This window comes from Lewinella sp. IMCC34191, assembly GCF_003390935.1.
GTDB lineage: Bacteria > Bacteroidota > Bacteroidia > Chitinophagales > Saprospiraceae > Neolewinella.
Map to the genome: position 1 here is coordinate 39,625 of NZ_QNQZ01000016.1, position 11,844 is coordinate 51,468.

Genomic DNA, 11,844 nt, shown 5'->3' on the forward strand with positions numbered 1-11,844 from the left:
TTAAACCCCCCAGCCTTGCGTAAACCCATGCGAATTCATCCGGAAGGTCGCCGGATGTTAGCATTACTTTTTGTCGGTTTAGGCCTGATCGTAGGCTTGGTCGCCTGGAAGGCACCCGCCCAACTGCCAATCGTCGCGATTGCCGCGGGATTGTTTTTCCTGACCATTCTGCAGTTCTTCCGTAACCCCCGCCGCATGGTCCCCGAAGAGGCCGACCATCTGGTCTATGCGCCCGCCGATGGAAAAGTCGTCGTGATCGAGGAAGCTTACGAGCAGGAATACTTCCGGGCCAAACGGCTGCAGGTCAGCATCTTCATGTCGCCGGTCAACGTCCACGTCAACCGCAACCCCGTAAGTGGTCTCGTGAAGTACAACAAATACCATCCCGGCAAATATCTCGTAGCCTGGCACCCTAAAAGCAGTACCGAAAACGAACGGACCACCGTCGTCATCGATACCGGCGAAACGGAAATACTCCTCCGCCAGATAGCCGGCGCACTGGCCAAGCGGATCAAGAATTACCTGGAGGAAGGTCAGCAGGTCGTACAGGGGGAGGATTTCGGCTTCATCAAGTTCGGCAGCCGCGTCGATCTCTTTCTGCCACTCGGCACTCAGCTGCGCGTAGAGATCGGACAGAAGGTCAAGGGCAATAAAACCGTCATCGCCGAACTAGCATAAGGGCATGAGCAAACGACGGGATAAAAAGTACGACGATAAAAGCCTGAAGGAAAAGAAGTCTGACTTCCGCCGTCATCTGCGTACCTACCTGGTGATGTGTGCCTTCTTCGTCCTCATCAATATCTTTACCATCGGCAGCATCGGGTGGGCTATCTGGCCCATTCTCGGCTGGGGGATCGGCGTGGCCATGCAGGGGCTAAGCCTCTACGGACCGCTGGCCGACCCCGAAGAAACCCATCCCCGGGACAACGAGCGCGGCACGCCCCTGCCCGACCTGGAAGACCGAATGGAGCTGCGCGAACTCGAGCGGCGGCCCTACCGCGACGAGGACCTGGTATAAACCGCACTAAAGGCACTATCGATGGGCACTACGCCCTGGCCGCCCTCCTGCAGCCGGCGGGCGCGTAGGAGGCTATTTCTACGGTGCTCCGCGTAGTCCGGCTCCCCCTCGACGAGCGAATTTTCGGTGATGTAGCCGTTATCGGCTCCCGCGTGCAGAAACCGCCCGTCGCCCAGGTAGAAGCCAACGTGGGTGACCCGTTCGCTGCCGTCGTCACGGTAGCTCCCGAAAAACAGGAGGTCCCCCCGGCGTAACTGACTGAAATCATCGTCCAGCGGGATGTCCTCTCCAGCGTGTACCTGTTGGCTCGCGTCGCGGGGAATCACATAGCCATTTAGGTAGTAGGCCGTCTTGGTAAATCCGCTGCAGTCCATTCCCTTCGGGCTGGTACCGCCCCAGAGATAGGGTTTACCGGCCTGCTCGAAGGCCGTTTCCAGAATGGCAGCCACCGAAACCGAATCCGGCGTGGCCAGTTGTGTGTAAGGACGCAAATCACCTGAGGCCAGGTATCCCTCCCGACCGTCGGGGAGGCGGACCTTCGTCCTTCCGCTATCCTTTCTGGCCACCTTCACGAGATCCCCGGCCACCAGTTCCGAAACGATCCGGCCGCCTTCGGCGGAGGCATAGACAGTGGATTGCGGCGGAGCGCAGGTAAAGAGCCCTTCGGAGAACCACTCGTCCATTTCCGTTTCCGAAACCTGCACGATGGCCCCCTCCTCCAGCCAGGCGATATACCGGTCGGGGGTCCGGATTAAAAACCATCCGTCCTGCTCGTCTAACAGCGCGACGGGAGTTCCCATGAGGGCCTGCGAGGTAAGCTCGCTCGAGTGGCCGAGCTCGGTTCGTATGTTGGCTACCGACACCCGGATCAATCCGTAGCCGTTCGTTTCGGGGAGTTGGCGGATTCGATTTACGCCCCCGGGAGTGGCTTCGACCAGGGAATCCAGGGAGCGGGCCGCGGCGGCGACGGTGGTGTATCCCGAGAAAATAAGGCTGTCTCCGCGCCGCTCCAGCGCCACCTCCACACGGTCGGTCCGCCGGTCCGGAGCGTAAGTGCCACGCAGCTCTTCGACCCGACTTTGCGGTACGTTTTCGGAGCCGGAATTTGGCTCAATTTGTTGACACGCAAGCAAAAAGAGGAAGAGAATTCCGTAAAATTTTAGGTTTTCCATTAAATTCGGGGTTATTTTTGTAATCGTCCGGAACTTTTCGGATGAACTTTGTTTTGAAAATTATTCCTTCACGGTTTTGAAGTTGGCTACCGTATAATCTGATTTGGCTCTCAACATCTATTAAAGGCATTGCCTTCAACATTACCATTTGTTTTATCCATTTTCTTCCTCATTATGAATTTATTTGTTGCCCGGCTAAGCTGGGATACCGACGAAGACACCCTTCGCAACTCTTTTAACGCTTACGGCGAAGTAGAGTCGGTAAAAATCATCCTTGACCGGGAAACCGGTCGTTCCCGTGGCTTCGGTTTTGTTGAAATGCCGAACGACGAAGAAGCCCAAGCTGCTATAGAAGGGCTCGATCAATCTGACCTCGACGGTCGCACTATTGTCGTCAAAGAAAACGACCGCAAGAGCGGTGGCGGCGGCGGCGGTGGTGGCGGCGGCTACGGCGGCGGCGGTGGCGGTGGCTACCGCGGTGGCGGTGGCGGCGGCGGTTACCGCGGTGGCGGTGGCGGCGGCGGTGGTTACCGTGGCGGCGGCGGTGGCGGCGGCTACGATCGCGGCGGACGCGGTGGTGGCGGTGGCTACGATCGCGGTGGACGCGGAGGCGGCGGTGGCGGCGGCGGCTATGACCGTGGCGGACGCGGCGGTGGCGGCGGCGGTTACGACCGTGGTGGCTACGGCGGCGGTGGCGGCGGCTACGAACGCGGCAGTTACGACCGTGGCGGCGACAGTGGCTCCCGTTACGATCGCGGAAATCGTGGCAGCGGCTACGATCGCGGTGGCGACAAAGACTACGAATACAACCGGTACGACGACCGCAATCGTCGTCCGCGCAATCGTCGCAACGACGACTTTAACGACTAGTGTCCAAGGACACATCGACTGAATTAGAAGCCCTCCGGAATAACATCCGGGGGGCTTTTATATTTGTCGGCCTTTGTGACCCCTGAGGTCATTACCCTAACCGTTCGATCATGCACCACATTTACACTTTCTTTCTTGTCCTGTTATTCTCCGGGACTATCCAGGCCCAGCTCATCACTACCGATCCGGCCGCTCCGGTGGCCGACCAACCCCTGACCATCACCTTCGATGCCAGCCTGGGCACCGGTGGGCTTAATGATTGTAATTGCGACGTATACCTCCACACGGGTGTCGTCACTTCCCAAAGCGCTACCGACGTGGAATGGCGCTACACGACCACCACCTGGGGACAAGCCAATGAAGACTGGAAGCTGAGCCCCGTTGCTGGCGAGCCGAATAAGTATACCTACACTTTTAGCCCCAGTCTTCGGGAATACTTCGGCGTTCCCGCCGGGGAAGATATTCTGCGCCTCGCCCTCGTCTTTCGCGACGCCGACGGCAACCGGGAAGGCAAAGCCACCGGAGCCGCCGACATCTTCGTCGATATCAGCAGCGGGTCGGAACTCGGAGTCAATCTGGCCGGTGATCCGGGGACGACCACTTACGCGCTCGGAAAGCCGCTACCCGTTACGGTGGGCGCCACTTCGGAGGCCAGCATCAGTCTGTACGACAACGATAGTCTGTTGACCTCCGTCACCGCTACGGAGCTTCAGTACGACGTCCGACTGATTACCCCCGGCGTGCATACGATCAAGGCGATAGTCAGCGACGGAACCGTCGAAGCGGCCGACTCCTTCCGGATCGGCGGTCAGTTGGTCGTGGACCTCACCGTACCGGGCAGTTCGGTGGTTCAGGCGACTACGGGGGATGACTACACCATTGAAGCTACTTCCTACGTGAATGCCGATTTGCAGATCTCTGACGGCGGCAACATAATCGCTACAGCCAGCGCCGCGACGATTATCCAATCCATTTCCCTACCCGATAGCGACGTAACCACCTACACCATTACCGCGAATTACCGGGGGGAGTCCGCCTATACGACGGTAACTTTTATCACCGGGGATCCGGAAGTGGCCGCGGTGCCTAATGATGCACGTCCTGGCGCAACCATGATGTCCGACGGGGGCGTGCTTTTACACCTGCGCGCGCCGCAAAAATCCGATGTCTTCGTTGTCGGTAATTTCAATAACTGGTCGCCGACGGCGGCCTCCCGGATGACCCGCTCTCCCAACGATACCTCCTTCTGGCTCAAGATCGAAGCGGAAGACCTCCCGGCCGAAGACCTACTGTACCAATATGCGATCGACGATGACGGCCGCTTCGCGGACCCGTACAGCACCCTGGTGCTCGACCCGAATGACGATCCCTACATCACCGAGGCGACCTTCTCGGGCATCCCCGCCTACCCCACCGAAAATGCGAACGGTATCGTTACCTGGATGCGCCTGGATGCGCCGGAATACGAGTGGACGGCTACCGACTTCACGGCTCCGGACCCCGAACGCATGGTGGTGTATGAGTTGCTGATCCGCGATTTTATCGCCGCCCACGACTACCAGACGCTGACCGATACCATCGACTACCTGGCCCGCCTGGGGGTGAATGCCATCGAACTGCTTCCCGTCAGTGAATTCGAGGGCAACATCAGCTGGGGGTACAACGTGAGCTTCCATATGGCGCTGGATAAGTACTACGGGGCACCGGAGGGACTGAAAATGTTTGTCGATGCCGCCCACGAACGGGGAATAGCCGTCATCCTGGATGTCGTTTACAATCACGCCTTCGGGGAAAGCCCGCTGGTGGGCATGTGGCCCGGGGAACAGTCCTTCTATCCCGGACCGGACAACCCATACGCCAACGTCACCGCCCGCCACCCCTTCAACGTGGGCACCGACCTGAACCACGAAAGCGCCCTCACCCGGGAGTACGTCAAGACGACGCTGGCGTACTGGCTGGAGGAGTTTCACGTGGACGGTTTCCGCTTCGATCTGAGTAAGGGCTTCACGCAGAACTTCAGCAGTGACGTCGGCGCGTGGAATGCCTACGATGCTTCCCGCATCGCGATCATCAAGGACTACGCCGACCTGGTTTGGTCCGTCGCGCCCCAAGCCTACGTCATCATGGAGCACCTGGGCGAAAGCCGGGAAGAGAACGAGCTGGCGCAGTACGGCCGGGGAATGTACTTCTGGTCCGGTTTCCAACCCCACGATGCCTACCTGGAAGCGTCCATGGGCTACAACGAGGGGAACAAATCCAACTTCGCCTCCGCCCTGGCCGAAAACCGGGGCTTCGATCAGCGGAGCCTGGTGGCCTATATGGAAAGCCACGATGAGGAGCGCATGCTGTACAAAAACCTCCAATTCGGGAACAGCAGCGGAAGCTACGATATCACCAACCTACCAACTGCACTGGACCGGGCGGAACTGGCCTCGGCCTTTTTCTACAGCCTGCCCGGCCCGAAGATGCTCTGGCAATTCGGCGAACTGGGTTACGACTACCCCATTAACTACTGCGTGGATGGTTCGGTGAACGAGGGGTGCCGTACGGGCCCGAAGCCCATCGTCTGGGAATACCGCGACGAGGCCGACCGCCAGGACCTCTACCACGTGATCGCCGACTTACTCTACGTGCGCAATAACTACGATTACTTCCACGGTGACGTAACGGAAAGCAGACTAGCCGGAGATGTTAAGTACGTCCACCTCGACAGCGACGACGGGCAGGCGGCCCTGGTTGGCAACTTCGGCGTTATGAATAATATGGTCTCCAACCCCTTCCCCACCGCGGGCACCTGGTACGAATACTTTAGCGGCACAACGATGGAGGTGAGCGATCCTGCCGCCGCCATGGAATTGGCTCCGGGGGAATATCGACTCTACCTCTCCCAGGAAGTGGGCCGCGAGGGGGGCCGATTGAGCACCTCCACCAACGACGCGGCCATCGAACGGCTGGCTTTTACGCTGAGTCCCAATCCGACCGCGGATGTTTTGCGCACTACTTTCCTCCTGGAGCGTTCCACTAAGGTGAACGTCGTGGTCCTAGACCTGACGGGGCGCCCGGTACGTCAATTGTACGGAGGGGTGTTGCCGGCGGGCCCACAGCGTTTAGAAAACCAGGTCGGTGACTTACCGGCCGGAACCTATTTTATTCAAATTCGCACGGACGGAGAATCCGCCGTACGTCCTCTTATCCTTCACTGATTCAGTGCTTAGGATACTTATCACCCCAATCACCTGCTATGCCCGATCGTTCGCATTACGTCGTCACCCTTAAATCTAAAGTTCGGTTCGTAGCCTACACCGTTGACACCGAACCGGAAATTCCGGGGATGTTACGCCTGCACACCGTGTACGTTAACCGCGACATCCTGGTCCAGCCCACCGCCATCGAGGCCATGACCCCCTGTACGGAGGAAGAGGCACGCATGTCGGGTAAGGCGTTGAACGGGAAGAGCACCTTTCACCGGTACTTTGGGGAGACGCTTATTCGGATGAAGTTTTGATCGGTTGTCGGTTGTCGGATTTGTTAAGGTGGTGCGATTGTATGGGGTTGATATGACCTAATACTTGTTGCCTTGCGTATAGTGGAGGATGAACAGCCTCAGTATACTTTTGAAACCTTTGCCTTCCGCTTTCTGGCCCCTGCTGCTATGCCTGTTACTCTTCCCACTCAGGGTTCCAGCGGTGGCCGGTTCGCTGGTGGGCGAGGGTTATGGAGACGAACTCTCGGAGGTGATCACCGACGATGGGTCACGGATGATCGATGTCACGGAGGATTACCTGCGAAGTCTGCGACCAACCAGTGAGATGCTCATCGTGCTTAAACAGCGCGTTGCGATCACGGCCGACCTGGAGCTTTCGAAGCTCATCAACTTCAGCACGCTGGAGGGTCCGGGGCAGTTCGAATTGATGAATAATGGGGTCGATTTGACGATCCACGGGGCCGTGAATGCCCCATTCAAGGAGCTCTTTCTAGGCGAGGGGCACGTTCACCTTATGCAGAAGTATGCCAAGGTAGACTGGTTCGGCGCTAAGGCGGATGCGGTCTTCAATGAGGCGGATCTGGAGCTACGCAGCTACGGCACGAAGAGCTACCATGGTTTCCGCAAGGCTTTAGCGGCGGTAAAGGCTCGGGGGCGCATTGAATTCGGCTACGGCGGTTACGCCATGATTGACACCAGTGAGGACGTGCGGACTCGCTTCGGCCGTGAGCGGGGACCGGTCCGGGTCAGCCGCGGGGCGCTGACGCTGTACCTCTGGTACGAAAACGGCGATAAGGTCCTGTACGATAGTGTGGAGGTATACGGGCAGGGCATGGGAAAGACCTACCTGCTCAGTGAGCGCTTCAACGAGGAGGGGGAGCAACAGGGGGGCATTGAGTACAGTCCGACCCGGGGACAGGGCTGGAACGATACCGACGATAACATTCGGGAGCAGGCCACCTATACCACTACGGTACGCCCGGGACAGAATTACCTCGTACTAAAAGATAGCTGGATGAACCGACCCTTTACGCCGGGGCAGAGCGTTTTCGTCCGTAACGGCGGCAACGGATTCGACCAGGATAACGGGCAGCCGAACGTGGTCAAGGAGGTGCGGGATAGCCTGATCCTTTTCGAGTATCCCTTCCAGCGGGACCTGAGTCTGGCGAATGCCAGTTCCATCGGCGGATTGAGTGCCTTCACGATGCCGCCCGAGCAGGGGATCGTACAGGTGGAATTTCTGCGGGACCGCGGCTACAGCTCCCGCAAGCCGCCGGGGGGCCGGGACAAAATGTTTTCCTACGGCAATAACCTGTTCCAGCTGGTGTCGGACGACGGGGATAATCGGTACACCATTCGCAACGTAGGGGGCAAATCGAACGATCCGCAGGGTACCCAGTATGCGGCCAATGCGCTACGGGTAATGAAAAGCCGGACGGTATTTACCACGACCACCACGCTTCGGGGCGCGTGGGTGCGGGATATGAGCATCCGGGCCAATTACAATGCCTTCACCATTTCCAATTTCATCGATTGCGGTGCGGAGCGGGTACATATGCTCTACAAGGCGAACGAGGAAGGTGGCCTGACCCTCAACGGGGACGGGGGCTTAAACTTTTCCATGAAAGATTGCGTCGTCGAGGCCGCCCCCGGACAGTGGGCGGGTTCCCAGATAGCGCGTTCCATGACCAACTTCGTGAGCGAGGGGACGCAGTGGATCAATATCAAGCACGCCATCATCGAGTTTTCGGAGGGTACCAAATTCATCAACGATAAATTCCTTTTCGACTACACCAATACCGAAAAGACCGCCCCCACCGGGGATAAGAACCCCAAGGGTTGCGTAGCGGTGGGGCTGACCACGGGAAATACGCTATTCCGCGACTGCGAATTCGTACAGATGGGCGGCGACGCGGTCGTCGCCAACTTCGATATCAACCAGTGGTCCGCCACCGCGGGCGGGCGCATCACCTTCGAGGATTGCTATATGAACGCGCTGGACGTAGACGCCCTGGTGAGCGTGAAGAGCCCGGGCCTGTTCATCAATGGTCTGCGGGCTACCGGGGTGGTGACCTCCCTGTTTGGCGGGACGGGATCGGGTCCGCTGAACACCGATTCGGTCAGTGTCACCGGCGTCGGCCAGGACGGACAGACGGCCTGGGCGGTCGGTGGCGTATCGAAGATCACCGACTTCGAGTTTATCGGCAGCTTCGACCAGGTATTCAACCTACCCCCCGAATCATTGATCATGCGCAACAGCGTCGCCATCTGGCAGGGCTTCCGCTACGACAAGATGGACAACAGCCGGGTGGTAGATGGCCTCTTGGTGTCCGGCGCTGGCCGCAAGGGCCGCAGCAATTTCCGCTCGGACGTAGAGATGGAGATTCATGGCATGCCGCTGGTGACGAACGTCCCCGCCGTCAAATTCGACGCGACAATGAACTCACTGGACCGGTTCGAATTCACGTTGATCCGCCCGAAGCTCTACTTCAAGGTGAGTAACGACGAGTACCGGAACGATGGCGTCGGGGAGAACCGGACGGTGACCTTTGATGGGCAGTCGAATTAGCGGCAGGCAGATTTAAATCCAAGGTGGACCGTCGAGGAACGACCCTACTTAAAACAGCAACGCCCCGGCATCCGGATGGATGTCGGGGCGATTGCTGTCACTTCGGAGCAACTAATGGCCGAAGGCCACTATCCACCGAAGGCGACGATCTTTCAGCGGAGCTGAAAGCTAACGGGTGGAGGCGGCGAGATTCGAACTCGCGTCCAGCGAAAGCGCAAGGCAGCTTTCTACATGCTTATTTACCAATCGAATTTTCGAGCACCGGGTAAGTTTGGTAACCCACTCATTCGGTGCCTTAGATCCTTTATCTCACCCGTGACTCAGATCAGGGTCACGGGCCAGCCCGAGGGGGTGATGATATGCGGCGCGATGTGTATCAGGCGTCAACCACACGGCACATTAATGACAGCTAAACTGGGTTTAGGCTGCCATAGCATAGCTGGGAGTGCCAACTAAAGGGTAGATCGTTATTTTTTACGGAGTAACCAATCATGCTCCGGCATGCTTACTACAAAGCTTACTTCCCTGTCGATTCCGGTACGCCCCCGTTGGGACTCAGCTGGGCTCTCGCTTCGCTGACCTTCTGGGTGTTAACAGAGATGTTGGTCTTTTAGTTCTTTAGTCTTTTAGTCTTTCAGGGGATTAGCTACTTGATCCGCGTGCGGAACATCTCTTTTTTACCATCCTTGGTGTAAAGATAGCCGACCAATTCATCGCCGACCTGGAGAGCGCCTACCCCTTCGGGGGTGCCGGTGAAGAGCAAGTCACCCTTCTGCATGCGGAAGAACTGGCTGGTGTAGCAGATGAGCTCGGTGAGGGGGAAGATCATATTCCGACTGTGGCCGTGCTGTACTTCCTGCCCGTTCTTCTCCAGGCTGAACTCGATGTCGTTGAGGTCGGCGAAGGCTTCGGGGGGGTGAAAATCGGCGGATAGGGGCGCGGAATTGTCGAAGGCCTTGGCGATTTCCCAGGGGTGGCCCTTCTCTTTGCAGATTTGCTGGAGATCGCGGGCGGTGAGATCGAGACCGAGGCCGATACTCTCTACGTAATCCATCGCGAAGGCGGGCTCGACGTGGCGGCCGTTCTTGGATATCTTGACGACCAGTTCTACCTCGTAGTGGATATCCTTACTGAATTCCGGATAGTAGAAAGGCTTATTATTGGGTAGAATAGCCGAGCCGGGCTTCATGAATACCATGGGCTTATCGGGACGGTCGTTGCCTAGTTCGGCGGCGTGGGCGGCGTAGTTGCGGCCTATGCAGAGGATTTTCATAGGTTGGGTCTTGTGGGTGTCGGGTGTCAGTTGTCTTTCACGGGGTTCCAGGCGGTGTGGGTTAGGTTTTGGCGGATGCGGGCGTCAATGTCCTCAGTGTCGGCGGGGGTGAAGGATTTGCCGGTGATGAGTTCGTAGAGTTCGGTGTAGCGGGCGGTAACCCGGTTTACGAAGGCATCGGGCATTTCGGGCATGGTTTGTCCTTCGAGGCCGCGAAAGTCGTTGTCCATGAGCCATTCGCGGACGAACTCCTTGCTGAGCTGCTTTTGGTGTTCGCCTTTGGCCTGTCGTTCGGCGTAACCCTCGGCGTAGAAGTAGCGGCTGGAATCGGGGGTGTGGATCTCGTCGATGAGGTAGATCTCGCCGTCCAGGATGCCGAACTCGTATTTGGTATCGACGAGGATGAGTCCGCGCTCGGCGGCCATGGCGGTGCCGCGGGCGAAGAGACGGCGGGTGTAGTCTTCCAGTTTGCGGTAGACGGTCGGGGATACGATCTTCCGCTGGAGGATGGCCTCGCGGCTGATGTCTTCGTCGTGGCCCTCCTCGGCTTTGGTGGCCGGCGTGATAATCGGCTCGGGGAAGGAGTCTGCTTCGTTCATGCCATCGGCCATGGGTACACCACAAAGTAGCCGCCGGCCGGCCTTGTATTCCCGCCAGGCATGACCGACCAGGTAACCGCGGATCACCATTTCGATCGGGATGGGGTCGCAGGCTTTACCGATGGCGACGTTGGCGTCGGGGTTACTTTCGAGCCAGTTAGGGCAAATATCCCGGGTGGATTCGAGAAAGTGTGCCGCGATCTGGTTCAGGATTTGTCCCTTGTGCGGGATGGCGCGGGGTAGGACGTGATCGAAGGCGCTGATGCGGTCGCTGGCCACCATCATCAGTTTGCTGCCCCGCCGGTAGACGTCTCTCACTTTGCCCCGGTAGAGCGACGCGGGTGGATCGAAGGTGAAATCGGTTTGGCGGAGGGCATTGGCCATGACTAAATATTTTGGGCAATATTACGGGATATCGGGCGGGAGCTAAACAAGAAAGGCCCGACCGAATAGACGGTCGGGCCTTTCCCGCGGAAAGCAAGTGGCTTTAGGCGTGGTTGCCGTGTTTGCTCTTATGCTTGCGGATCTGGCGGCGGAGGGCCTCCGTCACCTCGGCGGTGGCACGTTCGATGCTTTCGTCGGTGTGGGTGGCAAAAAGGTCGTTGCCGGGGATGGCCAGGCGGATTTCTACCGTGTGGCCGTTGGTGGCGCTGCCGTCGTCTTCCTTAATAAATACCTCGGCGCGCTCGATGCGGTCGTAGTAAGTCTCGAGTTTGTTGACTTTCTCATTGATTACCTCGGTGGTAACGTCGGAGAGATCGGAAGACTTGTGAATGATAACCTGCATATAAGCTTGGTTTTGGTGATGGGAAAGATGGTAAGCCGATTGGGGCCTACCTTGCGCCCGCATACTAGCGGA

At 58.1% G+C, this 11,844-nt stretch carries 10 protein-coding genes and 1 other RNA gene; 6 read left to right on the forward strand and 5 right to left on the reverse strand.

Features of this window, described 5'->3' with window-relative positions; genetic code table 11:
* The first annotated feature begins 27 nt into the window (after positions 1 to 27).
* Complete coding sequence (locus tag DRW39_RS21120) at positions 28 to 678, forward strand: phosphatidylserine decarboxylase family protein (protein WP_116109115.1); 651 nt, start codon at positions 28 to 30, stop codon at positions 676 to 678.
* Between the two features lie 4 nt (positions 679 to 682).
* The gene (locus DRW39_RS21125; RefSeq protein WP_116109116.1) at positions 683 to 1,018 is read left to right on the forward strand and encodes a 2TM domain-containing protein; all 336 of its coding nucleotides are present in this window, start codon (positions 683 to 685) and stop codon (positions 1,016 to 1,018) included.
* On the opposite strand, the gene DRW39_RS21130 is transcribed toward DRW39_RS21125, so the two are convergent.
* On the reverse strand, positions 994 to 2,190 hold the full coding sequence (locus DRW39_RS21130; RefSeq protein ID WP_116109118.1) for a C40 family peptidase: 1,197 nt from the start codon (positions 2,188 to 2,190) through the stop codon (positions 994 to 996). The genes DRW39_RS21125 and DRW39_RS21130 overlap by 25 nt on opposite strands.
* A gap of 174 nt (positions 2,191 to 2,364) precedes the next feature.
* Here DRW39_RS21130 and DRW39_RS21135 point away from each other — a divergent pair, with 174 nt between their 5' ends.
* The 4 genes from DRW39_RS21135 (at position 2,365) to DRW39_RS21150 (ending at position 9,113) form a co-directional block, all read left to right on the forward strand.
* Positions 2,365 to 3,060, forward strand: a complete 696-nt coding sequence (locus tag DRW39_RS21135) for an RNA recognition motif domain-containing protein (RefSeq protein ID WP_116109120.1) — start codon at positions 2,365 to 2,367, stop codon at positions 3,058 to 3,060.
* Between the two features lie 110 nt (positions 3,061 to 3,170).
* Positions 3,171 to 6,263, forward strand: a complete 3,093-nt coding sequence (locus DRW39_RS21140; RefSeq protein ID WP_116109122.1) for an alpha-amylase family glycosyl hydrolase — start codon at positions 3,171 to 3,173, stop codon at positions 6,261 to 6,263.
* A 38-nt stretch (positions 6,264 to 6,301) separates the two neighbouring features.
* On the forward strand, positions 6,302 to 6,565 hold the full coding sequence (locus DRW39_RS21145; RefSeq protein WP_116109124.1) for a hypothetical protein: 264 nt from the start codon (positions 6,302 to 6,304) through the stop codon (positions 6,563 to 6,565).
* Between the two features lie 118 nt (positions 6,566 to 6,683).
* Positions 6,684 to 9,113 carry a hypothetical protein gene (locus DRW39_RS21150; protein WP_157976284.1) on the forward strand — a complete coding sequence of 810 codons (2,430 nt, stop codon included), beginning with the start codon at positions 6,684 to 6,686 and terminating at the stop codon, positions 9,111 to 9,113.
* Positions 9,114 to 9,286: 173 nt separating this feature from the next.
* On the opposite strand, the gene ssrA is transcribed toward DRW39_RS21150, so the two are convergent.
* The 4 genes from ssrA to hpf form a co-directional block, all read right to left on the reverse strand.
* Positions 9,287 to 9,660: a transfer-messenger RNA gene (ssrA, locus tag DRW39_RS21155) on the reverse strand.
* A gap of 99 nt (positions 9,661 to 9,759) precedes the next feature.
* Positions 9,760 to 10,386: a fumarylacetoacetate hydrolase family protein gene (locus tag DRW39_RS21160; protein WP_116109127.1), complete on the reverse strand. Its 627-nt coding sequence runs from the start codon at positions 10,384 to 10,386 to the stop codon at positions 9,760 to 9,762.
* Positions 10,387 to 10,412: 26 nt separating this feature from the next.
* On the reverse strand, positions 10,413 to 11,369 hold the full coding sequence (locus DRW39_RS21165; protein ID WP_116109129.1) for a phosphoribosylaminoimidazolesuccinocarboxamide synthase: 957 nt from the start codon (positions 11,367 to 11,369) through the stop codon (positions 10,413 to 10,415).
* Positions 11,370 to 11,472: 103 nt separating this feature from the next.
* A complete protein-coding gene (hpf, locus tag DRW39_RS21170; protein ID WP_116109130.1) occupies positions 11,473 to 11,772 on the reverse strand; it encodes a ribosome hibernation-promoting factor, HPF/YfiA family in 300 nt (99 codons plus the stop codon).
* Positions 11,773 to 11,844 lie beyond the last annotated feature (72 nt).